16 protein-coding genes and 4 rRNA genes are annotated in these 26,649 nt (G+C 45.6%); 1 reads left to right on the top strand and 19 read right to left on the bottom strand.

Going from position 1 to position 26,649, the window contains the following annotated elements:
* Positions 1-130: 130 nt before the first annotated feature.
* The 13 genes from R50345_RS00100 to gyrA all read right to left on the bottom strand — a co-directional run bounded on the left by R50345_RS00100 (position 131) and on the right by gyrA (position 18,879).
* A 16S ribosomal RNA gene (locus R50345_RS00100) occupies positions 131-1,688 on the bottom strand.
* Positions 1,689-2,178: 490 nt separating this feature from the next.
* Entirely contained in the window at positions 2,179-3,330 is a 1,152-nt protein-coding gene (locus R50345_RS00095; protein ID WP_042123068.1) for an amidohydrolase family protein, read from the bottom strand.
* A 2-nt stretch (positions 3,331-3,332) separates the two neighbouring features.
* Positions 3,333-4,397 carry a pyridoxal-phosphate-dependent aminotransferase family protein gene (locus R50345_RS00090; RefSeq protein WP_042123067.1) on the bottom strand — a complete coding sequence of 355 codons (1,065 nt, stop codon included), beginning with the start codon at positions 4,395-4,397 and terminating at the stop codon, positions 3,333-3,335.
* Positions 4,394-5,167, bottom strand: a complete 774-nt coding sequence (locus R50345_RS00085; protein WP_042123065.1) for an ABC transporter ATP-binding protein — start codon at positions 5,165-5,167, stop codon at positions 4,394-4,396. The genes R50345_RS00090 and R50345_RS00085 overlap by 4 nt, the downstream gene beginning before the upstream one ends.
* Positions 5,158-5,922 carry an ABC transporter ATP-binding protein gene (locus R50345_RS00080; protein ID WP_042123062.1) on the bottom strand — a complete coding sequence of 255 codons (765 nt, stop codon included), beginning with the start codon at positions 5,920-5,922 and terminating at the stop codon, positions 5,158-5,160. The genes R50345_RS00085 and R50345_RS00080 overlap by 10 nt, the downstream gene beginning before the upstream one ends.
* Positions 5,922-6,788 carry an ABC transporter permease gene (locus R50345_RS00075; protein ID WP_139328659.1) on the bottom strand — a complete coding sequence of 289 codons (867 nt, stop codon included), beginning with the start codon at positions 6,786-6,788 and terminating at the stop codon, positions 5,922-5,924. The genes R50345_RS00080 and R50345_RS00075 overlap by 1 nt, the downstream gene beginning before the upstream one ends.
* Positions 6,785-7,774, bottom strand: coding sequence for an ABC transporter permease (locus R50345_RS00070; RefSeq protein WP_231573998.1), 990 nt, complete (start codon positions 7,772-7,774; stop codon positions 6,785-6,787). Before R50345_RS00070 ends, R50345_RS00075 begins: the two co-directional genes overlap by 4 nt.
* Positions 7,771-9,393, bottom strand: coding sequence for an ABC transporter substrate-binding protein (locus tag R50345_RS00065; protein ID WP_042123059.1), 1,623 nt, complete (start codon positions 9,391-9,393; stop codon positions 7,771-7,773). The genes R50345_RS00070 and R50345_RS00065 overlap by 4 nt, the downstream gene beginning before the upstream one ends.
* Positions 9,394-9,548: 155 nt before the next feature.
* Positions 9,549-9,665: ribosomal RNA gene (gene rrf / locus R50345_RS00060) — 5S ribosomal RNA — on the bottom strand.
* A 128-nt stretch (positions 9,666-9,793) separates the two neighbouring features.
* Positions 9,794-12,722, bottom strand: a 23S ribosomal RNA gene (locus R50345_RS00055).
* A gap of 260 nt (positions 12,723-12,982) precedes the next feature.
* Positions 12,983-14,540: ribosomal RNA gene (locus R50345_RS00050) — 16S ribosomal RNA — on the bottom strand.
* Together the 16S, 23S and 5S rRNA genes form the textbook arrangement of a ribosomal RNA operon.
* A 431-nt stretch (positions 14,541-14,971) precedes the next feature.
* Positions 14,972-16,069 (bottom strand): HD-GYP domain-containing protein, encoded by a 1,098-nt coding sequence (locus R50345_RS00045; RefSeq protein ID WP_042123058.1) that lies wholly within the window; start codon positions 16,067-16,069, stop codon positions 14,972-14,974.
* A gap of 269 nt (positions 16,070-16,338) precedes the next feature.
* Positions 16,339-18,879 carry a DNA gyrase subunit A gene (gyrA, locus tag R50345_RS00040; protein WP_042123056.1) on the bottom strand — a complete coding sequence of 847 codons (2,541 nt, stop codon included), beginning with the start codon at positions 18,877-18,879 and terminating at the stop codon, positions 16,339-16,341.
* Positions 18,880-19,234: 355 nt separating this feature from the next.
* On the opposite strand from gyrA, the gene R50345_RS00035 reads away from it, so the two are divergent.
* Positions 19,235-20,110 (top strand): YheC/YheD family protein, encoded by an 876-nt coding sequence (locus R50345_RS00035; protein WP_042123055.1) that lies wholly within the window; start codon positions 19,235-19,237, stop codon positions 20,108-20,110.
* A 124-nt stretch (positions 20,111-20,234) separates the two neighbouring features.
* On the opposite strand, the gene gyrB is transcribed toward R50345_RS00035, so the two are convergent.
* From gyrB to dnaA, 6 genes are all read right to left on the bottom strand, one after another.
* On the bottom strand, positions 20,235-22,145 hold the full coding sequence (gene gyrB / locus R50345_RS00030) for a DNA topoisomerase (ATP-hydrolyzing) subunit B (RefSeq protein WP_042123053.1): 1,911 nt from the start codon (positions 22,143-22,145) through the stop codon (positions 20,235-20,237).
* A 47-nt stretch (positions 22,146-22,192) separates the two neighbouring features.
* Positions 22,193-22,441: an extracellular matrix regulator RemB gene (gene remB / locus R50345_RS00025; RefSeq protein ID WP_036677731.1), complete on the bottom strand. Its 249-nt coding sequence runs from the start codon at positions 22,439-22,441 to the stop codon at positions 22,193-22,195.
* A 16-nt stretch (positions 22,442-22,457) separates the two neighbouring features.
* The gene (gene recF / locus R50345_RS00020) at positions 22,458-23,576 is read right to left on the bottom strand and encodes a DNA replication/repair protein RecF (protein ID WP_042123050.1); all 1,119 of its coding nucleotides are present in this window, start codon (positions 23,574-23,576) and stop codon (positions 22,458-22,460) included.
* A gap of 20 nt (positions 23,577-23,596) precedes the next feature.
* On the bottom strand, positions 23,597-23,827 hold the full coding sequence (yaaA, locus tag R50345_RS00015) for a S4 domain-containing protein YaaA (RefSeq protein WP_042123047.1): 231 nt from the start codon (positions 23,825-23,827) through the stop codon (positions 23,597-23,599).
* A 48-nt stretch (positions 23,828-23,875) separates the two neighbouring features.
* Entirely contained in the window at positions 23,876-25,018 is a 1,143-nt protein-coding gene (gene dnaN / locus R50345_RS00010) for a DNA polymerase III subunit beta (RefSeq protein WP_042123045.1), read from the bottom strand.
* Positions 25,019-25,215: 197 nt separating this feature from the next.
* Positions 25,216-26,562: a chromosomal replication initiator protein DnaA gene (dnaA, locus tag R50345_RS00005; RefSeq protein ID WP_042123043.1), complete on the bottom strand. Its 1,347-nt coding sequence runs from the start codon at positions 26,560-26,562 to the stop codon at positions 25,216-25,218.
* Positions 26,563-26,649 lie beyond the last annotated feature (87 nt).

The following is a 26,649-nucleotide window of genomic DNA, read 5'->3' as shown; positions in this document are numbered from 1 at the left end:
AGGATCAAGTCTTACTTGAGAGCTTAAACTCTCAAAACTGAGCAACGAGTGAGTAACAGGCCTAAACCTGAGATTTGGAAGTTTAACTTCCGATTTGAATGTCTTCATTGCAGAAGACGATTCTCCATAGAAAGGAGGTGATCCAGCCGCACCTTCCGATACGGCTACCTTGTTACGACTTCACCCCAATCATCTACCCCACCTTCGGCGGCTGGCTCCCTTGCGGGTTACCCCACCGACTTCGGGTGTTGTAAACTCTCGTGGTGTGACGGGCGGTGTGTACAAGACCCGGGAACGTATTCACCGCGGCATGCTGATCCGCGATTACTAGCAATTCCGACTTCATGCAGGCGAGTTGCAGCCTGCAATCCGAACTGAGACCGGCTTTGATGGGATTGGCTCCACCTCGCGGCTTCGCTTCCCGTTGTACCGGCCATTGTAGTACGTGTGTAGCCCAGGTCATAAGGGGCATGATGATTTGACGTCATCCCCACCTTCCTCCGGTTTGTCACCGGCAGTCACTCTAGAGTGCCCAACATTACTTGCTGGCAACTAAAGTTAAGGGTTGCGCTCGTTGCGGGACTTAACCCAACATCTCACGACACGAGCTGACGACAACCATGCACCACCTGTCTCCTCTGTCCCGAAGGCCGCTGCTATCTCTAACAGATTCAGAGGGATGTCAAGACCTGGTAAGGTTCTTCGCGTTGCTTCGAATTAAACCACATACTCCACTGCTTGTGCGGGTCCCCGTCAATTCCTTTGAGTTTCAGTCTTGCGACCGTACTCCCCAGGCGGAGTGCTTACTGTGTTAACTTCGGCACCAAGGGTATCGAAACCCCTAACACCTAGCACTCATCGTTTACGGCGTGGACTACCAGGGTATCTAATCCTGTTTGCTCCCCACGCTTTCGCGCCTCAGCGTCAGTTACAGCCCAGAAAGTCGCCTTCGCCACTGGTGTTCCTCCACATATCTACGCATTTCACCGCTACACGTGGAATTCCACTTTCCTCTTCTGTACTCAAGTCACCCAGTTTCCAGTGCGACCTCAGGTTGAGCCCAAGGTTTAAACACCAGACTTAAATGACCGCCTGCGCGCGCTTTACGCCCAATAATTCCGGACAACGCTTGCCCCCTACGTATTACCGCGGCTGCTGGCACGTAGTTAGCCGGGGCTTTCTTCTCAGGTACCGTCACTCCGATAGCAGTTACTCTACCGGACGTTCTTCCCTGGCAACAGAGCTTTACGATCCGAAAACCTTCATCACTCACGCGGCGTTGCTCCGTCAGACTTTCGTCCATTGCGGAAGATTCCCTACTGCTGCCTCCCGTAGGAGTCTGGGCCGTGTCTCAGTCCCAGTGTGGCCGTTCACCCTCTCAGGTCGGCTACGCATCGTCGCCTTGGTGGGCCGTTACCCCACCAACTAGCTAATGCGCCGCAGGCCCATCCCTCAGTGACAGATTGCTCCGTCTTTCATTCTTCCTTCAGGAGAAAAAAGAAATTATCCGGTATTAGCTACCGTTTCCGGTAGTTATCCCAGTCTAAGGGGCAGGTTGCCTACGTGTTACTCACCCGTCCGCCGCTAAGTTATTTTGAAAGCAAGCTTTCAAAATAACTCCGCTCGACTTGCATGTATTAGGCACGCCGCCAGCGTTCGTCCTGAGCCAGGATCAAACTCTCCAATTAGTATTGAAAAGAGCGATATGCTCATTTTGAAACATCTGACGAGAAAATTAATTCTCTAATTTTGGATTTCACTTTCGTGATTTCCTACTCACTCGTTGTTCAGTTTTCAAAGATCAAGTTCTCGTTGGCGCCGTTTAATGTCTCAGCAGCAACTCTTATACTATATCATGTCCGGCTATTTAATGTCAAGCTCTTTTTTTAACTTCTTTTTCGAGCTCGGCATGTGTATTTCTTGGCCGGACTTAGAATATATCATGTATAGAGATTGATTGCAACACTTTTTTTATAAAAGTTTTAAAAGTACATCATGTATTAAAGCATCCACTCACCCTTCTATTCTGCCGCCTTACATACATTCGTTACTTAGCGGCATAAGAAGGAGTGTATACCCTATATATGAAATATGAAAAGGGAATTATATTTTTCTATAAACTACAAAGAAAAACAACTGCAAGGTTATCAGTTGTTTTAGAAAATAGCTTAGACGAATCTAGATTAAATCTGCTTCCTTCGCTCCAGTAACCACGGAAACGATACTCTTTCGAAGTACCTCTGCATTGTGGGCCTCGTACGGATTCACTTTGAAAACAACAGCATCTGCAATAAACCCCTCTGCAATTTGCCCCAGCTCGTTGCCACTACCTAGAATGTCAGCAGCGGTTTTTGTTGCAGACTGCCACGCTTCTCTTCGAGATAAACCATAATCAATCAACGTATCCAGTTCTTGAAGATTATAACCATGTAGTGCAGGTGTGGCATAATCTGTGCCGAATCCAATGCTTACACCTTCTCTTTTGGCATAATTAATAGCTTTGGAATGTGATTCGGCAGCACGGGCAGCTCGTTCGCAAATGATAGGGTTCAATGCTAGAACACCGTTCGGATCTGCAGCAATACGATAGATGGATGTAGTAGGTACAAAAGCTACCCCCGAGTTAGCAAGTCTTCCCGCCTGATCCTCTGTTAGAAACATCCCGTGCTCTATAGATTCCACGCCAGACTGGATGGACCAGTCTATCGTCACTCCTCCCCAGGTATGGACCAACACCTTTTTATCATGGGCATGTGCATTACGAACAATAAATGAGAACTCTTCTTCGGAAAAGATCGGATCAACGACCTTCTCAGTAGGTGCTCCAAGACCGCCTGTGGCCATGATTTTTATCCAGCCCGCTCCTGTTGCAAAGATTTCCGCCATCCGTTGTTCCAAATGCTTAAGACCACGAGCATCTGCTGCTCCAAGCATGTCGCTACTGGTCTCCACTCTTAAAGGCTGTTGATACTGATGAACAAGATGCTGCACTGTGCTTGGCAGAATTCCACCTGCATCCCGTACAGTCGTTACACCCGTCCTAAGAGTAGCTTCAAAAGCCTGCGCCTGCATGGTTTCAATCTCGCGGGTATCGCGCTTCAATTGGTCCGCATGATCAAAGTCTGTCCAAGCAAGATGCGTATGAAGATCAATAATACCTGGACTTATCCATAGATCTGTATCTTTAAGCGTTGAGTTACCTTTATGTGGCTCCGCTTCAGTTATAGATGAAAAACGCCCATCTTTGATTACAACATCAAAACGTCTGCCTTCGATACCTGCTATATAAATATCCTTAAATGTCTGTAACTCTGGATGCTTATGAATCATCTTCATTCCCCCCAAGCCTGCCTAACAGCCTGTAATGCCTGATCAGGGTCTTCTTTCAACAACTCAGCAAGCGTTAATATAGCTTCCTCCACACTTTGCCGAGCAGCATTTGTTCCAAAATGATTAATTCGTAGAAGAAGCCCAAATAATTCTCCGTCTCCGGGAGCTACAATTCCTATGGGCTGTTCGATCTGCAAATCTTGCTTTCCAGAAATCCGTACCGTTGTAGTCAGTGTAGAATAATGTCTGCTATCCTTCTGCCAAGGTTCAAGCCCCAAGGATTGGATACCAGCTACAGCAGCTGCAGCAGCTCTCTCATGGCGTTTGATTACTTGATCCAATCCTTCTTCTTCAATTCGCATCAAAGCTTGAATCAAGGCTCTAGCCTCCAGTGTAGGAATATTTGGAGCAACTCGTATTGGCGCGGCCCCATCCAACGAAGGTTTGAGATCCAGCAAGGACAGAAAGGAGTTACGCGGTGCATTTTTATTAGACTCAAGAAATTCCCAGCCACGTGGTGAAATACTGACGGCGCTAACACCGTTAGGTCCAGCCAAAGCTTTTTGCGCGCCTATCACAGCAAAATCAATTCCCCATTCATCGACCAGTAACGCCTCTCCCCCAACCGCAGAAACCGAGTCCGTTACAGTAATGAGATTGAACTCCTTTGCAATCTTAACTATTTCTTTAGCCGGATTAGATCCACCTGTAACCACTTCAGCCTGAACAAAGGAAAGGGCACAAGGGCTAAACTCTTTAATTGCGGAAGCAACCTGGTTGCCAGTGACCACTTCATCAAAAGGAACCTTTACTTCAACAACCGATGCTCCTCCCCGTTCAAGCCATTTTCCAAATAAACTTCCATAGGGACCTGTTACTATATTTACAATGGTTCGACCAGGTGCGGCTATTCCGGCAGCCACGGCCTCGATCCCCAAAATTGCCTCAGCTGGGATAATAACCGGTGGATGATCAGTAAACAAGATGTCGGAAATCAAATGTGTAAGCTTATTGTACTCAGCCATTGAAAGTGGCACATATCCTTTATGTTCTTGTTCTGGGCTCATAAGAAACCTCCTGATGTACTTGATTTTGGCATTTTGGGAACCGCCGACAACAGCTCGTAACTGTATTCATGTTTAGGTCGGATGAAGAATTGATCTTTCGGACTCTGCTCCACAAGCTTCCCATGCCGCATGACTGCAACTGTATCACTAATTGCATTGATTACTCCTAAGTCATGAGAAATAAAAAGCATGGTGAGATCAAGTTCAGCTTTTAGTGCATTGAACAGTTCGAGCATACTTAGCTGCACAGATACATCCAACGCGCTTGTAGGTTCATCTGCGATCAGGATGTTGGGCTCAACGCTTAATGCGCGGGCGATCGCTATCCGTTGACGCTGCCCCCCAGAAAATTCGTGTGGGAATTTGTCTAATGCCTTTTGCTCCAAATGAACTTGGTTCAGTAACTCTTTACATCTCTGCTCGACACCCGTACGTCCCACAATTTTATGAAACAATAAGGGCTCAGAAAGAATCTCTCTAATCGAATGTTTGGGATTCAGCGACGCATCCGGATTTTGAAAGATCATTTGGATTATTTTTCGCTGCTCACGGCTTCTTTTCTTTTTTAACTCTTGGGTACCTAACAGGATCTTTCCCTCATGCGGGGCAATCAGTCCAGCAATTACTCGTGCCAGCGTAGATTTTCCTGATCCAGATTCTCCAACAAGCCCAAGAGTGGTATGCTGCTCAAGATTCAGATTAATACAATCCAGCGCAGTAAAGCCGCCATAATGAACAGTTAAATCTTTGATTTGCAAGGCTAGTTCCATGAGTCTCTACTCCCTTCAAGCTCTGGCAAAGGAAGCACCGAATTAATCAGCATCTGTGTGTAAGGGTCGGATGGATTTTGCAAAATATCAAGGGTAGCGCCATGCTCAACAATCTGCCCTTGTTTCATTACACATAGGCGTGAGCACAAGTTGGCTGCAATCGCGAGATTATGCGTAACAAAAACCATGGCAAATCCCAGCTCCTGCTGGAGGTTGGTGATCGTTTCAATAATTTGTCGTTGAACCGTGACATCCAGCGCCGTCGTCGGCTCATCACAGAGAAGAATACCTGGCTTACATGCCAGTGCCAAAGCGATGACTACCCGTTGACATTGACCGCCTGACAGCTGGCTCGGATACCGGTCCTTTTTCTTTAAAGATTCGGGGAGACCAAGCCTTTCGAGCAGTTCCAGCGCAATCATTCGGGAAGCCTTTCGGCTTACTCTCTGTCTGTAATACACGACTTCAGCCAGCTGATTAACAACCATACAGAGCGGATCAAGCGCACCTCTTGGATCTTGAAAAACCATCGCACTGCTTACATCACTCTTAATGGTGCCGCCTATCTGCTCAACACCGTTTGGAAGTAGTCCCAGAATTGCACGCAGCGTAAGCGATTTTCCCGAGCCCGACTCACCTACTAATCCTAGACTCTCTCCTTTGCCCAGCGAAAAGCTAACATTGTTGACTAATCTCTCATTTGTCTTCGCTGCCAGTGTTAGTTGCTCTATTTCTAAAATGGGTTGTGTAGACATCATTTTTTCCTCCATAAGTCTGCCAGACCATCACCTAGGAGCGACAAAGCTATTCCTGTATACACCACTGCTAATCCTGGAACAGCCGATAGCCACCAAGCTGTAGTGATGAAGGGCTGTCCATCCGAGATCATTGTCCCCCAGTCTGGAGTTGGCGGTGTAATGCCGATCCCAAGATACCCGAGCGTCACAATGGCGACAAGCAATCCAATCATATCTGTCATAAGAACGACTACGGCTTGAGGAAGTACATTGGGAAGCAGATGACGCAAAATAATTCTTACTCCGGGTAGCCCTAATGTTTGAGCAGACGCCACCCATTCCTGATTGCGGAAAGATGCGCTGAGACCTCTGACGACACGGGCAAAGACAATCCAACCTACAAGGATAAACGTAATATAAATACCTCGTTCTCCTGCTCCACTGGCAAAAGCAACGATAATAACGATCAGATAAAAAGGAAAAGCGATAAATGTATCTGACAACAGCGAAATAACTGCATCAACCCATTTTCCGTAATACCCTGCTAGCATTCCTAGGAATACACCTGTGCAAAAGGGAATGATTTCTGCCAAGACCATGATTTTCAGATCAGTCCTCGCTGCATAGATCAGTCTAGTAAACAGATCACGCCCAAGTTGATCGGTTCCTAGCCAATGTTCAGCCGACGGAGGCTGCAGAAAGGCACTCAAATTTTGCTCGGATGGATCATAGGAACTTATATACGGTATAAACACAGTTAAGAGAATAAGGGCTGCAAACATAATCATTCCTACTAACAAAGAAGGGGTATTCCATATGCGCTTTAAGCCGCTTGTCATCTTGTTGCCTTCATACAATTGTGGCTCTAGTCTTATCGTTTTCATTGTTTTCCCTTCGTTCTGGGATCAAGCCACCAAGAAATGATTTCAATCAAGAGACTGATGATCACAACAGATAGCGCACAATAAAGTGCTATTCCTTGAATAACTGGAAAGTCCCGTTTCGAAATTGAAGTAAACAGCAAACTGCCAATTCCCTTAATTCCAAATACCTGTTCAACGACCAATGTGCCGCCGATTAGATAAGAAATATTCACACCCATCAGCATCAGTGTAGGAAGAGCAGAATTGCGCAACACATGTTTTAATAGAATAACCCTGTTTGGTATTCCCGCGGCTTTAAGGGTGACTACAAAATCCGATTCTAACACTTCAAGCATCTGCGCTCTTAAGGAACGGACCAGGGTAGGAATCTGTGAAAAAGCAACGGTGATTGCCGGAAGTGCAAGACTGTGCAAGGTTCCAACCCACCCTTCTCTAACTCCCCCGACAGGAAACCAGCCAAGCCGGACACTAAAGAGCAAAATTAAAAGTAAGCCAACCCAGAAGATTGGCATACCCAAAGTTATTGTAGGAAATATACGTATTAAATGGTCCAGCAGTTTATCCTTATGCGTAGCAGCTACCGTAGCAAGCAGAAGCGATACGATAATTGCCAACACACAGGCCATCACTATGAGCAACAAAGTGATAGGAGCCCGCTGTGTAATCAATTCTCTTGTTGATGTCCCCATAATAATGGAGTTTCCAGTATCTCCTTGCGTAAACAGCGTCTTCACAAATCGCATGAACTGCTCCCATAAAGGGAGGTCGAGCCCAAGAGTATGATGCATACTCTTGAGCGCCTCAGGGGTACTGTATTCTCCCAAGATCATTTTCGCTGGATCTCCGGGCACAATTCGGATGATGAAAAAGACGGCTATCATTACGCAGCAGATCACTGCCAATGCTTTTATAAGCGATATTACAAGCCAGTTGTAAGAGTCCTTACTTCCTCTAGGTTGATTTAACACCTGCTTAAGATTCATCATTGGCTGATGCGGACATCTTCGAAACGGGCGCTACCATTAGGTAGCACAACTAGACCATCCACTGAAGAACGAATACCTTTCAAAACATCTGGATAATAAAGCGGAATATAAGGTACTTCATCAGCAAGTGTCTGCAGCAGCTTGGTATAGATTTGCGCACGAGCATCGCCATCTGCTGTTTTTTGGCCCTCATATAGAAGCTTCGTTACTTCATCATTCGTATAATGGGTCCAATACGATTTGCTGAAGCCTTCCGGATCGGTTTGGAAGGCAATAATCGAATTCGCTTCCGGGGAATCAGCTTGACCGCTATTCAACATTGCGGCGAAATCATAAGCAAAGAATCGTTCACGGAAAGTGGCAAGCTCAATCGATTCAATCTCAATTTTAATCCCGATGGTTTGACCGGCTGCCTGAATAATTTGTGCCTCTTGCGCTCTTGTACTATTACCGGAGGCTACAAGTAACTTGGTAGTAAAACCATTAGGGAAAGCCGATTTAGCAAGCTCTTCCTTGGCTGCCTCGACATTGAAGTTCAGAGCCTTGATTGTATCATTGGCGTTATAAGGAATCGTTGTTGGCAGTAATGAGTTTGCTGTTTGTGCATATCCAAAGGTTAACGCTTTGGTCAAGCCTTCACGGTCAAGCGCCAGAGCCAGTGCACGGCGGACATGTACATCCGAAAAATGCTCATCCAGCGTATTAAAGAATAATTGCTCTGTCACCCAACTACCGTTAGTAATTACTTTAGTGTCGGCTCCATCTTTGATCTCATTAGCATTTTGCAAGGCCAAAGATTCAATAGCATTAACTTCCCCAGCCTTCAGCTGGTTGATCGCTTGGCTATCGTCCTCAATCAACTTATAAACAAGCTTATCAATATATGGTTTACCTTCTTGCCAGTAGAATTTGTTCTTAGTGAAAGTCAAATCACCCGCAGTGTCCCATGTTTCAACGACAAAAGGTCCCGTTCCGATTGGTTTCTTGAAGAATTCTTCTTCGGAAACTCCACCAAAATTATTAGGAACGATGCCATTGGAGAAATTGGACAGCTCTGAGATAAATGGTGTATAAGGTTCTTTAAGCGTAATAACAAGCGTTTTGTTATCTTGTGCTTTGATTGAATCAACCTTAGCGGATATTGCCAGCGGGCCGCCAACCTTCAAGTGCCGCTCAAGGGAGAATACGGCATCTTCCGCAGTCACATCCGTACCGTTTGAAAACTTCAGACCCTCACGAAGTTCAAAAGTATACGTCAATCCATCCTCACTGATACTATGTGACTTCGCAAGCCAATCTACAATTTCGCCCTTGCTGTCAAAAGCAACTAATGATTCAAATACTTTATCGATAGCAAAAGCATTGTTGGATGTAATCTGATTATGCAAATCCAGCGAGGTTACAGAAGCAGGGCGTCCATAGACGAAGGTTCCTCCTACTGCCGGCTCTGCTGTTTGAGGACTCTGAGTTGCTGTTGCTGGACTCGCACTTTCCTGCACATCTTTATTTGAAGCAGCCTTATTATTAGATCCAGAGCAACCTGCAATTACCATCAATAGCAAAATAGATATTGCCCCAAACAGAATCGGCTTCTTAAAAGATAAATTAAAATATGACATAATCCGCTCCCCCTACAATTCTTATATGTTTAGTATGAATTGTATTATGGGTTAAACACTGTAGTCTGTCAAACAAAATTTAAATCGTACCAACCCTTTAAGCAAATAGATACAACAAAAAGACCACTGTCGATGACTCAACAGTGGTCTTGCGTGCTTGGCAACGTCCTACTCTCCCAGGACCCTTCGGTCCAAGTACCATCGGCGCTGGAGGGCTTAACGGTCGTGTTCGGGATGGGTACGCGTGGAACCCCTCCGCTATCGCCACCAAACATGCGTCTGTGAAACAGACGCTGCCGCGTGAAATTTAGTTCATCACCAGAAGTGAGAATAAATTTCTAAGCGTGTTACAGGCTTGATGCCTGAAAACTGAATCCGAATTGAATTTGCGTTTTAAGTATAGGATAAGCCCTCGACCGATTAGTATTGGTCAGCTCCATGCATTACTGCACTTCCACCTCCAACCTATCTACCTCGTCGTCTTCAAGGGGTCTTACTAATTGGGAAATCTCATCTTGAGGGGGGCTTCACGCTTAGATGCTTTCAGCGCTTATCCCGTCCGTACGTAGCTACCCAGCCATGCTTCTGGCGAAACAACTGGTGCACCAGCGGTACGTCCATCCCGGTCCTCTCGTACTAAGGACAGCTCCTCTCAAATTTCCTGCGCCCACGACAGATAGGGACCGAACTGTCTCACGACGTTCTGAACCCAGCTCGCGTACCGCTTTAATGGGCGAACAGCCCAACCCTTGGGACCTACTTCAGCCCCAGGATGCGATGAGCCGACATCGAGGTGCCAAACCTCCCCGTCGATGTGGACTCTTGGGGGAGATAAGCCTGTTATCCCCAGGGTAGCTTTTATCCGTTGAGCGATGGCCCTTCCATGCGGTACCACCGGATCACTAAGTCCGACTTTCGTCCCTGCTCGACTTGTAGGTCTCGCAGTCAAGCTCCCTTATGCCTTTGCACTCTTCGAATGATTTCCAACCATTCTGAGGGAACCTTGGAACGCCTCCGTTACTCTTTAGGAGGCGACCGCCCCAGTCAAACTGCCCGCCTGACACGGTCCCCGTACCCGATTAGGGCACTAGGTTAGAACCTAGATACGATCAGGGTGGTATCCCAACGGCGCCTCCACCGAAGCTTGCGCTCCGATTTCTACGGCTCCCACCTATCCTGTACAGATCGTACCCAAATTCAATATCAAGCTGCAGTAAAGCTCCATGGGGTCTTTCCGTCTTGTCGCGGGTAACCTGCATCTTCACAGGTATTAAAATTTCACCGGATCTCTCGTTGAGACAGCGCCCAAGTCGTTACGCCATTCGTGCGGGTCAGAATTTACCTGACAAGGAATTTCGCTACCTTAGGACCGTTATAGTTACGGCCGCCGTTTACTGGGGCTTCGGTTCATAGCTTCGGGTTACCCCTAACCACTCCCCTTAACCTTCCAGCACCGGGCAGGCGTCAGCCCGTATACTTCGCCTTGCGGCTTCGCACAGACCTGTGTTTTTGCTAAACAGTCGCTTGGGCCTTTTCACTGCGGCCCCCTCGTGCTATTCACACTACCGGGGCACCCCTTCTCCCGAAGTTACGGGGTCATTTTGCCGAGTTCCTTAACGAGAGTTCTTCCGCGCGCCTTAGAATTCTCTTCTCGCCTACCTGTGTCGGTTTGCGGTACGGGCACCTTCTCCTGGCTAGAGGCTTTTCTTGGCAGTGTGAGATCATGACCTTCGCTACTACAATTTTCGCTCCCCATCACAGCCCAGCCTTAATGATGTGCGGATTTGCCTACACATCAGCCTCACTGCTTAGACGGACATATCCATCAGTCCGCGTCACTACCCTCCTGCGTCACCCCATCGCTCATAGCGGATTACGGTGGTACAGTAATTTCAAACTGTTGTCCTTCGACTACGCCTTTCGGCCTCGCCTTAGGTCCCGACTTACCCTGAGCGGACGAGCCTTCCTCAGGAAACCTTGGGCTTTCGGCGGATCAGATTCTCACTGATCTTTTCGTTACTCATACCGGCATTCTCACTTGTATGCTGTCCAGCGCTCCTTACGGTACACCTTCAACCCACATACAACGCTCCCCTACCCCAGATACATACGTATCTAGCCATAGCTTCGGTGGTGTGTTTAGCCCCGTTACATTTTCGGCGCAGAGTCACTCGACCAGTGAGCTATTACGCACTCTTTCAATGGTGGCTGCTTCTAAGCCAACATCCTGGTTGTCTGTGCAACTCCACATCCTTTCCCACTTAACACACACTTGGGGACCTTAGCTGATGGTCTGGGCTGTTTCCCTTTTGACAATGGATCTTAGCACTCACTGTCTGACTCCCGGCAATAAGTATATGGCATTCGGAGTTTGACTGAGCTTGGTAATCCTTGCGGACCCCGCACCCAATCAGTGCTCTACCTCCACTACTCTTATACCGAGGCTAGCCCTAAAGCTATTTCGGGGAGAACCAGCTATCTCCGAGTTCGATTGGAATTTCTCCGCTACCCCCACCTCATCCCCGCACTTTTCAACGTGCGTGGGTTCGGGCCTCCAGTGCGTGTTACCGCACCTTCACCCTGGACAGGGGTAGATCACACGGTTTCGGGTCTACGTCCACATACTGATTCGCCCTATTCAGACTCGCTTTCGCTGCGGCTCCGTCTTCTCGACTTAACCTTGCATGTTAAACGTAACTCGCCGGTTCATTCTACAAAAGGCACGCCATCACCCATAGATAGGGCTCTGACTTTTTGTAAGCACACGGTTTCAGGTTCTATTTCACTCCCCTTCCGGGGTGCTTTTCACCTTTCCCTCACGGTACTGTTTCACTATCGGTCGCCAGGTAGTATTTAGCCTTAGCAGATGGTCCTGCTGGATTCATACGGGGTTTCACGTGCCCCGCACTACTCGGGATCCGTCTCGGAGAGAACACAGTTTAGGCTACAGGGCTTTTACCTCTATCGCGGGCCTTTCCAGACCTCTTCACCTACCATATTCCTTTGTAACTCCATGTGAGACGTCCCACAACCCCTAAGAGCAAGCTCTTAGGTTTAGGCTGTTCCGCGTTCGCTCGCCGCTACTGACGGAATCACTATTGTTTTCTCTTCCTCAGGGTACTTAGATGTTTCAGTTCCCCTGGTCTGCCTCTACATACCCTATGTATTCAGGTATGAGTAACTGCGAATTACCACAGCTGGGTTTCCCCATTCGGACACCCCCGGATCAAAGCTTGCTTACAGCTCCCCGAGGCAGTTTCGTTGTTCGCCACGTCCTTCGTCGGCTCCTGGCGCCTAGGCATCCTCCGTGTGCTCTTATTAGCTTAACCTTGATTTTTCCGCAGGAAAATATCATACGATATCTCTCTTGGAATCATCTCACTAATAACATTTACTTGTTTGCACAAGTTGCTAAAAGATGTTCTAAAACGCAAATTCGTTTCGGTATCCAGTTTTCAAGGATCAAGTCTTACTTGAGAGCTTAAACTCTCAAAACTGAGCAACGAGTGAGTAACAGGCCTAAACCTGAGATTGTGGAAGTTTAACTTCCGATTTGAATGTCTTCATTGCAGAAGACGATTCTCCATAGAAAGGAGGTGATCCAGCCGCACCTTCCGATACGGCTACCTTGTTACGACTTCACCCCAATCATCTACCCCACCTTCGGCGGCTGGCTCCCTTGCGGGTTACCCCACCGACTTCGGGTGTTGTAAACTCTCGTGGTGTGACGGGCGGTGTGTACAAGACCCGGGAACGTATTCACCGCGGCATGCTGATCCGCGATTACTAGCAATTCCGACTTCATGCAGGCGAGTTGCAGCCTGCAATCCGAACTGAGACCGGCTTTGATGGGATTGGCTCCACCTCGCGGCTTCGCTTCCCGTTGTACCGGCCATTGTAGTACGTGTGTAGCCCAGGTCATAAGGGGCATGATGATTTGACGTCATCCCCACCTTCCTCCGGTTTGTCACCGGCAGTCACTCTAGAGTGCCCAACATTACTTGCTGGCAACTAAAGTTAAGGGTTGCGCTCGTTGCGGGACTTAACCCAACATCTCACGACACGAGCTGACGACAACCATGCACCACCTGTCTCCTCTGTCCCGAAGGCCGCTGCTATCTCTAGCAGATTCAGAGGGATGTCAAGACCTGGTAAGGTTCTTCGCGTTGCTTCGAATTAAACCACATACTCCACTGCTTGTGCGGGTCCCCGTCAATTCCTTTGAGTTTCAGTCTTGCGACCGTACTCCCCAGGCGGAGTGCTTACTGTGTTAACTTCGGCACCAAGGGTATCGAAACCCCTAACACCTAGCACTCATCGTTTACGGCGTGGACTACCAGGGTATCTAATCCTGTTTGCTCCCCACGCTTTCGCGCCTCAGCGTCAGTTACAGCCCAGAAAGTCGCCTTCGCCACTGGTGTTCCTCCACATATCTACGCATTTCACCGCTACACGTGGAATTCCACTTTCCTCTTCTGTACTCAAGTCACCCAGTTTCCAGTGCGACCTCAGGTTGAGCCCAAGGTTTAAACACCAGACTTAAATGACCGCCTGCGCGCGCTTTACGCCCAATAATTCCGGACAACGCTTGCCCCCTACGTATTACCGCGGCTGCTGGCACGTAGTTAGCCGGGGCTTTCTTCTCAGGTACCGTCACTCCGATAGCAGTTACTCTACCGGACGTTCTTCCCTGGCAACAGAGCTTTACGATCCGAAAACCTTCATCACTCACGCGGCGTTGCTCCGTCAGACTTTCGTCCATTGCGGAAGATTCCCTACTGCTGCCTCCCGTAGGAGTCTGGGCCGTGTCTCAGTCCCAGTGTGGCCGTTCACCCTCTCAGGTCGGCTACGCATCGTCGCCTTGGTGGGCCGTTACCCCACCAACTAGCTAATGCGCCGCAGGCCCATCCCTCAGTGACAGATTGCTCCGTCTTTCATTCTTCCTTCAGGAGAAAAAAGAAATTATCCGGTATTAGCTACCGTTTCCGGTAGTTATCCCAGTCTAAGGGGCAGGTTGCCTACGTGTTACTCACCCGTCCGCCGCTAAGTTATTTTGAAAGCAAGCTTTCAAAATAACTCCGCTCGACTTGCATGTATTAGGCACGCCGCCAGCGTTCGTCCTGAGCCAGGATCAAACTCTCCAATTAGTATTGAAAAGAGCGATATGCTCATTTTGAAACATCTGACGAGAAAATTAATTCTCACGATGAAATTTCAAAAGCGTAAAATACGCTGTGAAACTCATCAGTTTTGGATTTCACTTTCGTGATTTCCTACTCACTCGTTGTTCAGTTTTCAAAGATCAAGTTCTCGTTGGCGCCGTTTAATGTCTCAGCAGCAACTCTTATACTATATCATGTCCGGCTGTTTAATGTCAAGCTCTTTTTTTAACTTCTTTTTCGAGCTCGGCATGTGTATTTCTTGGCCGGACTTAGAATATATCATGTATAGAGATTGATTGCAACACTTTTTTTAATATAATCTATAAATAAGAGACTGTGCTACTAATCATACTAAATATACTCGTATGCACTAGGCAGCACAGCCTCAGCTCTGAAGTGTTTCAATACTTACTACACTAAGAAATAATCTCTTGAATATATAGATCCCGCTCCAACATTAAGTTAACAATTGTACCCTCTACCTTAATCATAGGACGTGTAGGATTCGCACGATCAGTGAATATGATCTCCCCGTGACGCCCATCGCTCAAACGTATTCTGGTTCCATTAAATAAATCAGTGCTCTTCTGTATAAAGGTCTGTACAACGACTGGGTCAAGCTTACCAAAGCTTTCTGTCATAATCTGCTCTAATACTAGATAAGGGGACTGCGCCTTTCTATAAGCTCTTTCCAAAGTCATAGCATGGAATATATCTGCTACCGCAACTACTTTAGCGTAAAAGTGAATCTGGCTACCTTCTAGCTTAAGTGGATAACCAGACCCATCAACCTTCTCATGATGCTGCAACGCCGTTAGTCTTACCCCTTCATTAATCGCTGTGACATTACGTAATAATTGATAGCCATATGTAGTATGTCTGCGAACCTCTTCTATTTCGGCACTATTAAGTGACTCCGGCTTATGTAAGAGAGAACTATCTACTTTTGCGTTTCCGATATCATGCAGCAATCCAGCAAAAGCGATCTGCATCCAATCCTTTTGCGGATACCCGCACCACTGAGCAATCTTATATGATGTTAACGCGGACAATACGGCATTGTGATAGTTGTAATCCTCGTCTTTTAGCGTACGTGGAGAAAACTTCAAGACATGATAATCCTTCAAATGACTAATTAGTACCTCTAACTGACTCCGCAACTCAAAAATAGGAAGAGAGGCTGCCGTTACCGAACGATAGCTTGTCCTAATAAGTCCGATCATTTTGTCATATTCATCGTGTAGTGGGGAATTGTTCTTAACCAGCATTGATTCATTTATAATGGCTCCGGCTTTAAGTGATGTTTGCTTCGAGTTTTTTTTGGCAGCATCAGAGTTGCCCTCTCCTTGAACACCCTCGATCTCCACTTGCCCAACTAAGAAAGCTTCCAAAATTTCTAGATCACGGGGGAGTAGTATTTTTCCCTTGGTAAACAAAATCCCACCCAAAGGTGTAATTACATCTTTGATTATCTTTGAGCCCGCTTTAACTTCTCCAACCAATACATTTGGCATATACTCAGCCCCTTAATTTCTATAACAATAAGCTCAGGATTACCCAAATCTAATATGACAGATAATTTCTGAGAAAATAGTACTTTATATACTGATTTATACTCTATCGGCTAATTATAGTACGGATAAAAGGAAGCGACTAGTGCAATGAAAACTATTCTTTTAAAAATTACTCATTACATTTCATAAAATAACTAACTATTAATTAATCATAGTAAAAAGAGCAAGGGGTTCTATTACAGAACCCCTTGCTCTTTATTGAATATAAACTATTCTAAGTTATCCTCTTGATCTTCAGCGATTGTTTCCGGCTGATCTATATCGCCAGATTCATCAACTGTTACTTGGTCCTCGAGGCCTTCTATATCTTCAGACATTTCGTCCTCTTCATTCTTATCGGCTCTGCACAGGGTAGCCACAGCATCATCCTCGCGGATGTTAATTAGCTTAACCCCTTGCGCATAACGACCCATAGTAGAAATTCCATCCATGCTGGTACGAATCAAGGTACCGCTTGTAGTAATGATCATTAAGTCTTCGTCGTTCTTAACAACTTTAAGACCAACTACAGGTCCATTCTTCTCAGTGAGATTAATGGTCTTGATTCCTTTACCGCCACGAGTCTGGGAACGATAGTCGCCGGCTGGTGTCCGTTTACCATAACCCTTGCTAGTAACAATCAGAACCTCAAGCTCCTTATCGACACAGTCCATACCAATGACATGGTCATTACTATCGAGTGTAATACCCTTCACGCCAGTTGCGCTACGACCCATAGAACGAACATCATTCTCTGAGAACGTAATCGACATTCCGCGTGCTGTACCGATAATAAGATTTTGCTGGCCATCTGTCAGCTTAACCTCAATCAGGGAATCCTCTTCCCGAAGATTAATAGCGATAAGTCCGCCTTTGCGGATGTTATTGTAATCCTCAAGTGGCGTCTTCTTCACGATACCTTCGCGGGTAGCAAAGAACAAGTACTTGTCACTATCGCTCTCTTCCACCTGGATAACGGCACTAATCTTCTCACCTTGTTCAATTTGAATCAGGTTGATGATTGGTGTCCCACGCGCAGTACGTCCCAGCTCTGGGATCTCATAAGCCTTAATCCGGTACACCTTACCCTTATCGGTAAAGAACATCAGATAGTTATGAGAGTTACTCACGAAGAGATGCTCCACAAAATCTTGGTCCTTGGTGTCCATCCCCATTACTCCGCGGCCCCCACGCTTCTGGCTGCGGTAAGTGCTGACAGGCAGACGTTTGATGTATCCAGTATGCGTAATAGTGATAACAACCTCTTCACGTGGAATAAGGTCTTCATCGAGAATACTTTCTTCACCAACCGTAATCTCTGTTCGGCGATCATCAGAATATCTATCACGAATATCCTGCAACTCGTTGCTGATGATTTCCAGTACGAGATGCTCATTCGCCAAAATTTCACGGTACTCTGCAATTTTAGCTAACAATTCGTTATATTCATTCTCGATTTTTTCCCGTTCCAGACCGGTCAGACGCTGCATCCGCATGTCGAGGATTGCTTGAGCCTGCTCTACACTGAGGCTAAAGGTGCTCATCAATCCGTCACGAGCTATATCCGTTGTCCGCGAAGCGCGGATTAACGCAATAACTTCATCCAGATGATCCAGCGCAATACGCAGACCTTCTAAAATATGAGCGCGTGCTTCAGCTTTTTTAAGATCAAATATTGTACGACGACGAATAACTTCAATCTGGTGCTGCAAATAATGATAGAGCACATCACGCAGATTAAGGATTTTCGGCTCGTTGTTGACGATGGCAAGCATGTTGATCCCAAATGTGGATTGCATTGAAGTATGTTTATATAGATTGTTCAACACAACATTTGGATTCACATCACGTCTCATCTCAACAACTACACGCATACCGTTACGGTCAGACTCATCTCGAAGATCCGTTATACCCTCGATCCGTTTCTCACGTACTAATTCTGCGATTTTTTCAACCAGTCTTGCCTTGTTTACCTGATATGGCAGCTCATGTACAATGATGCGAGCCTTACCGTTGTTCTCTTCAATTGTTGCCTTGGCACGCATGGTCACGGAACCACGCCCCGTACGATAAGCCTGACGAATGCCCTCACGACCCAAAATATATCCAGCCGTAGGGAAGTCAGGGCCTTGGATATACTCCATCAATTCCATAGGTGTGATATCGGGATTCTTAATCATCGCCTGCACACCATCGATAACTTCACCTAGGTTATGCGGTGGGATATTAGTAGCCATACCTACAGCAATACCAGATACCCCGTTCACGAGCAGGTTCGGATAACGAGCTGGCAATACAACTGGCTCATGCTCTTCACCATCATAGTTGGGTGCGAAATCAACTGTTTCTTTGTTCAAATCTCGAAGCATTTCGCCTGCAATCTTGGAAAGACGGGCTTCTGTATAACGCATCGCTGCAGCCATATCACCATCAATCGAACCAAAGTTCCCGTGACCGTCCACAAGCATATAGCGCATAGAGAAATCCTGAGCCATCCGTACCATTGTTTCATAGACGGCTGAGTCACCGTGAGGGTGGTACTTACCGATAACCTCACCGACGATTCTTGCCGATTTCTTATGAGGCTTATCCGCAGACATTCCAAGTTCCGACATCGCAAACAAAATGCGTCGGTGAACCGGCTTGAGTCCGTCCCGCACATCTGGCAAAGCCCGACTAACAATGATGCTCATTGCGTAATCCATAAAGGATTCACGCATTTCCACGCCAATGTCCCGATCTTTGACTTGTGGGTTATTTTGTTCAGCCATGAATTGCTGGACCTCCTTCAGTTAAAAAACCGCTACCCTTAATTATATTACTTTCACAAAAGTAGCACAATTAAACATGATAGCCTTTTATCTTCTAATATTGATTTCTTTTGCGTTGGTTAGGGTATTCGCCCTTTCCGCAAATGTCTTTAGTACATAGACTGTAAAGACAAGAAACACGGTTTTATTATCCTAGTATCGTTCGATAAGGCATAACCCCATATCCTTATATTATACCATTGTTTAGGTAGCTTGTCCTGATTTTCAGCCGTCAAAGATTATGCTTTCAAAGCAAGTTTTGTACAAAGGAATTCAAAAGACCAAATGCTGCAAAAAATTGTTAAGGAGGAAGATAATGAAGATTCAACGTGTCCCAAGTAAATGGGCAAAAACAAAAGTCATTCTTCAAAATCAATCTCTATCTCTATATGTACCGGATACTCGTAAATACGATTTAAGTGTTCTTAAAGAAATGCTTGTGTTATATACAATGGTCTATATTAAACCTGACCGCGGAAGCTTTGGCATTGGTGTAATGAGAGCCGAGCAGCGTACGGTGATTTTGAGCCCTAGCCAGCGGAAGTCTGAAAAAAATGCCACCACCGATAACGAGGAGATAGAACAACAAGAAACACAGCTCCTATATATTTTAAGATATGCAAAAACGGCAGAAGTTTTCTTCTCCCCCGAAGAGCTGCATGAAGCCTTACAGAAACGAATTCAGAACCGTACCTACCTGATCCAAAAGGGAATTGACCTTCTACGTTATCAAGACCGTCCCTTCGACCTTCGAGTTCTTGCCCAAAAGAGTCCGTCAGGCGCATGGGAAACGACAGGAATGCTCGGAAGAGTAGCTGCCCCTCAGAAAATCGTCACCAATTATCATAACGGAGGCAGTATTGTGTCAGTAAATACATTATTAAAAAGTCATATGAACTCTTCTGAAACACTCTCCACCGTTAATCAATTAAAATCTTTAGGCGTACAAATTGCAGGCCAATTGGAAACTACTTATCCAGGGATTAAAGAAATCGGTCTGGATATTGCCATGGATCAGCATATGGATATGTGGCTGCTTGAGGTCAACACCCTTCCATCCATAGTCATATTTAAGTTATTTCCTGATAAATCTATCTATCGTAGAATACACCGCTATGCTGTAGCATACGGGCGTGTAAAAGCTAGAAAATCTCCATACACTACCCGCAACAAACAAATCACCAAGGCCTAAAAAACAGCTCTGAAATAAAAAAACCTCCAGCATTCTAATTCCATTAGGAACAGAAGCCGGAGGTTTTGTTAAAAATATAAGTAGGTATAAGTTTCACGTTATACATTATCCTTATATTTTATTCTTACACATCAAGATATCTGACGTCTTTCGCATGCTCATGGATAAAGTCACGTCTTGGTTCAACATTATCGCCCATCAGCGTATCAAAAATACTATCAGCGAGCATCGCATCTTCAATCGTTACTTGCAACATCATACGCGCTTCAGGATCCATCGTCGTGTCCCACAGCTGGGTAGCATTCATTTCACCCAAACCTTTGTAGCGCTGGACATTGACCTTAACATTTTCTCCAAAAGAAGCGATAATCTCATCGCGTTCCTTCTCGCTTCCTGCATAACGGATCACTTTGTTGCGCTCTATCTTGAACAATGGCGGTTGTGCGATATAGATATAACCTGCATCTACTAGCTTCCGCATGTAACGGTAGAAGAATGTCAACAACAGAGTTCTAATATGAGCTCCATCGACGTCGGCATCCGTCATAATAACGACTTTATGGTAACGAGCCTTTGATAGATCAAAATCATCACTGATCCCTGTACCCAGAGCCGTAATGATCGCCCGAATTTCCGCGTTGGATAGAATACGGTCTAAGCGAGCTTTTTCTACGTTTAGGATCTTACCACGCAGTGGTAGAATCGCTTGGAAATGACGATCCCGGCCTTGCTTGGCCGATCCCCCCGCAGAGTCACCTTCGACGATATACAATTCGCTGATAGACGCATCCTTGGATGAACAGTCTGCAAGTTTACCAGGTAGTGCACTAACTTCAAGCGCACTCTTACGGCGTGTTAACTCACGAGCCTTACGAGCAGCTTCTCGTGCACGTGAAGCTGAAAGCGACTTTTCAAGGACACGGCGAGATACTGCTGGATTCTCTTCTAGGAATTCCTGCAATTTCTCTCCGAACAGTGATTCTACAATTCCGCGTACTTCACTATTTCCGAGCTTAGTCTTCGTTTGACCTTCGAACTGAGGCTCTGGAATTTTGACAGAAATAATCGCTGTCAATCCTTCACGCACGTCGTCACCAGTCAGATTTGAATTACCATCCTTCAGCACACCCGCTTTACGGGCATAATCGTTGATGATACGTGTTAGCGCACTTTTGAAGCCGGATTCATGCGTTCCGCCTTCATGAGTATTAATATTATTCGCAAAAGAGTAGATGTTCTCTGTATACGAATCATTGTATTGGAGAGCTACTTCAACCTGGATCATATCTCGTGAGCCTTCCACGTAGATTGGTTCCTCGTGCAGCGCTTCTTTTTTCTCATTCAAATATTTCACATATTCAACGATACCACCCTCGTATTTGAACACGTTGGTAACATCGGTCCGCTCATCATGCAGTGAAAGCTCGATTCCTTTGTTAAGAAAAGCTAGCTCACGAATACGTGTAAGCAATGTCGCATATTCAAAGACCGTGGTTTCAGTAAAGATTTCAGGGTCTGGATGAAAAGTTGTAGTCGTACCTGTCTCGTCCGTATCTCCAACAACCTTGATCTCATACTGTGGTGCACCACGTCTGTATTCCTGCTGATAAACATGCCCATCACGCTTAACATTAACAACAACCTTCTCAGACAAGGCATTTACTACGGAGATACCCACACCGTGTAAGCCGCCTGATACTTTATATCCGCCGCCGCCGAATTTACCGCCTGCATGCAGTACTGTCATTACAACTTCAAGCGTCGACTTTTTAAGTTTTTCATTTTCACCTACAGGTATGCCACGTCCATTATCGATAACAGTAATCCCGTTATCCTCATGAATAATCACTTGAATCCGGTCACAATAACCTGCTAGGGCTTCATCGATACTATTATCTACGACCTCCCACACCAAGTGATGGAGACCTTTAGAACTAGTGGAACCAATATACATGCCCGGACGTTTCCGGACAGCTTCTAGCCCTTCTAGTACCTGAATCTGGCTCTCATCATATGTCGGTTGATTCATTGACATGCCTTCACCTACTTCTTTCAGATTATCTCTTTGTTACTAAACGCAAGTTATATCTCGAGCAAAATTTTGGCTCTTTTTTTGAGAGTGGAGGAGGAAATGGGGGAGTAATACACGATATTTTTAGTTACGACAATAGATTTTGCTTCCTCTTCACCAATCCGCTCAAGCTTCTTGTCCTGCTCAGAGTGAATGACGAATTGCTTAGACACCTTGGAAGATTTCTCAATCGAAATATCAAATATTGCAATTAACTCCGAAGAGCGAATAATCTTCTCCCCGCCCAAATGAATATACATGATCTTCCTCCGCTCTTTATAACTCCACTTTTCCATCATGAACATGATATAGGCTGGCGCCTTTTAATTTATCGGCATTCAGACCCTCAATTCCGGTAGCGGTAATGAATGTCTGTACCTTGCTTTGAAAGGTTTCAATAAGCTGGGTCTGTCGGTAAGGATCAAGCTCGGATAAAACATCATCAAGAAGCAGCACAGGATATTCTCCGATTTCTTCATGGATCAGCTCGATTTCCGCCAGCTTGAGCGATAAAGCCGTGGTACGCTGCTGTCCCTGAGAACCGTAGACCTGAGCTTCCCTTCCGTTGATAAAAAAGGACAGGTCATCCCGATGGGGACCCGTCAGCGTCATGCCGCGCCTGATTTCTTGTTCTCTCGTTTGTGATAACTTTAACATAAAATTGTCTAATAAGACAGCTTCATCTTCCTCATCACGATCGCCGAAAGAGGGGACATAGAGCAATTTCAGTTCTTCTCCGCCGTTCGTAATCCCCCGGTGTATGCTTTCAGCCCATATTTGCAGCTTCTTTATGAATTGTTTCCTTTTTTTTACGATTTTAACACCGTGCTCCACAAGTTGAGCATCCCAGATTTCCAAAAGATCTTTTCCCGCTGCCTCTTTCCCCCACAACTGCTTCAGCAAATTGCCCCTTTGTAAGAGAATCTTTTGATACTGCTGGAGGTGAAATAGATAACTGGGCTGGACTTGGCCAATCTCCATATCAAGAAAACGCCGTCTGATGCCAGGTGTGCCTTTTACAATCTCTAAATCTTCCGGTGCAAACATGACCACATTAAGTGATCCTACAAACTCACTAAGGCGCCGTTGTTCTAAACCGTTAATCTTAGCTTTTTTACCTTTGGCAGAAAGGGTGAGCTCTAGCTTGAGATCGCCGTACTTACGTTCTACCTCGGCAATGATCTGAGCAGCGTCTCCAGGGGCATCGAATGAAATAAGTTCGCGATCTTTCGAGGTGCGGTGGCTTTTGGTCATCGCCAGGACGAACAATGCCTCCATGAGGTTTGTTTTGCCTTGAGCGTTCTGACCCAGAATCAGATTGACATCGCCCAGGCTCTCCAGACGCAGCAGCCCGTAATTTCGATAATGCTGCAGACCGATATTTTTAACAAACACGAAATGGTTCCTCCCCTAGCCTACTCCTCTTTAACTCCTCCACCTTCAACCTGAAAGGTGCCGTTATCCTGCACTTCAATTTGGTCACCCGGATACAGCTTTCTTCCACGTCGTTCCTCTACTTCTCCGTTAACCAGTACATGTCCTTCTTGCAGTAAAGCTTTAGCCATTCCACCTGTGGATACACAATCAGAAAGTTTCAGGAATTGATCCAGCTTAATATATCCACTGTGGATAAGTATTTTTTTCATGGTTTTTATCCTTTCAGCCACTTATCCACATGTTCATGAATGTTGGCATTAATTTGTTGTACGGTAAGGCAAAATGATATACAAGCTATTCGTTTGGTCAAGTGGCTTCAAAATGATCGGACTCATCATTCCTGTAAATGCTATGACAAGCTGCTCACTCTCAATAACTTTTAAGACATCGAGCATATATTTGGAGTTGAAAGATATTTTGAGAGGTTCACCTTTGAAATCAATGACTTCAAGTTCCTCACGAACTTTACCAAGCTCAGAAGAGCTAGAAGAAATTTCAATGCCGCCTTGTTCAAGCGTCTGCATGCGCACAATATTGGTTTTTTCTTCACGGGACAGCAAATAAGCGCGATCAATCGATTCGCTTAATTTTTTTGTGTCCAAAGTTAGTTCTGTTTTGTAGGTTGTTGGAATAATTCTAGAAGTATCCGGATAAATTCCATCAAGGATCCGTGAATAGAACAGTACTTTGTCGATTTTAAAGAGAACTTGATTGTCTGCAACCACAATATCAACGAGCATATTTTGATCAGGGATAATTTTACTTAGCTCATTAAGGGTTTTACCGGCGATTACGATATTTGCAAATTGGACATTCTCCGTACCTTCTAGTCTTGCTGCTCTTGTAGCTAAGCGGTGACGGTCTGTCGCTGTGAACTTAAACTCATTATCAGCCAGATTCCACAGTATACCTGTTAAAATCGGAGTTGTCTCTTGGGTAGAAATAGAAAAAGCGGTTTGTTTAATCATATTTTTCAGCAAATCACCTGGCAGGGAGATGGTATCGTTCTCCTCAATACTCGGTAACACCGGGAATTCTTCAGGGTCTAAACCTACGATCTGAATCTCCGTGGATCCAGAAGAAATATATGTTTGGAATCCTTCTTTAACTTCCATGTGAATCTCTTTGGAGGGCAGCTTCTTAATAATCTCGACGAAAAACTTAGCGGGAAGAACTACACTTCCTGGCTGGTCTATCTTCACGATCGTATGGCTGTCATTCTCTGCTGGAATAAACGATTGGATGGAAATATCGGTGTCGCTTGCAGTTAGTGTGACGCCTTGATGGCTAACTTCCAGCTTAATACCGGTCAGAATTGGGATCGTCGTTCTACTGGAGATAGCTTTGGATACGTGTTGAATGGATTCGTTGAGCTCGTTTTTAAGAATGCTTATTTTCATGATTTCACTCCTAGCTGAAAAATTGGGGATTTCGTTGTATTTGCTGTTCTTTATTACGCGTCTTTACATGATGAATTATTATAGTTATTTAATAGTATTAGTAGTAGGGGCGTCTAATATGTGGATAACCCTATCAAATAGCATAAAATTAAGCCTACCCACATGTGTATAGATTGTGTATAGGCTCTTTGTTCCTCTTAGGAAGGATTTTTAATTTTCTCCGCAAGATTATTTACCACTTTGTACAACTCCTGATCGACCTTTAATGACTGTGTAATTTTATCATGCGCATGAATTACGGTCGTATGGTCACGTCCACCGAATGCCTCGCCAATTTTAGGAAGCGAATAATCCGTTAGTTCACGGGAGAGATACATTGCGATTTGACGTGGAAATGCTACGGCTTTCGTACGTTTTCGTGCTTTGAAGTCTTCAAGGCGTAAATTGTAGTATTCACCGACTTTTTGCTGAATATCAGCGATGGTAATCATCTTAGGCCGGCTGGAAGGAATAATATCCTTGAGTGCTTCAGCTGCCAAATGAGTGGTTACATCCTGGTTGGTTAGCGATGAGTAAGCAACAACCCGGATTAATGCACCCTCGAGTTCACGAATATTGGTGTCAATCTGGTTAGCAATATACATCATGGCCTCATTAGGGATATCAAGGTTCTCTGCTTTCGCCTTTTTGCGCAAAATCGCAATTCGGGTCTCTAGATCAGGTGGTTGAATATCCGTAATCAAGCCCCATTCAAACCGGGAACGTAGGCGTTCTTCCAGTGTGGGAATTTCCTTTGGCGGTCGGTCGCTGGAGATGATAATTTGCTTGCGTTCTTCGTGGAGCGCATTGAACGTATGGAAAAACTCCTCCTGCGTGGACTCTTTTCCAGCGAGGAATTGAATATCGTCAATAAGCAAAATGTCAACGTTACGATACTTATTGCGGAAGCTTTCACCGCGGTTATCACGGATTGAATTGATAAATTCATTCGTGAATTTCTCTGAAGAGATGTAAATAACCTTGTTATTTGGGTTATGTTCCAGAACATAGTGCCCAATGGCGTGCATTAAATGGGTTTTGCCCAGTCCTACACCACCGTATAAAAACAAGGGATTGTATGCTTTGGCGGGTGCCTCGGCTACTGCCAGTGAGGCTGCATGCGCAAAACGGTTGCCAGAGCCAATTACAAAAGTGTCAAAGGTGTACTTGGGATTGAGTAGATGCGTTTGTGCTTCTTCTCGTGATACTACGGGAGTGGGGGCCGATTGTTGAACCACAAGCTCAGGCGGCTTGCTTTCTTCAATGACGAATTTTACATCCACTTGTTTCCCTGTAACTTCGTAAACCGTAGCTCCTACTAGTTTGGTGTAGCGACTTTCCAGCCATTCTACTGCGAACGTTGTAGGTGCCGAAATAATGAGAACCTGGGAGTTGAAGGTTACGGCTTTGGTAGCCTTAAACCAGGTATCAAAGCTCGGCTTGCTTAATTTGGTTTGAATAATCGATAAAATTTGCTGCCATAATTCGGAAGTATGGCTGTCCACAGACTGTCACTCCTTTAAATCTTCCAAATGTGGCATCAGCCATGAAGTGGAAATGTCGAAGAAAATAGGTTGGTGCTGATATTTATC

This window comes from Paenibacillus sp. FSL R5-0345 (genome assembly GCF_000758585.1).
In the GTDB taxonomy this organism is placed as follows: domain Bacteria; phylum Bacillota; class Bacilli; order Paenibacillales; family Paenibacillaceae; genus Paenibacillus_AQ.
This window is presented reverse-complemented; position numbering and strand designations above follow the sequence as displayed.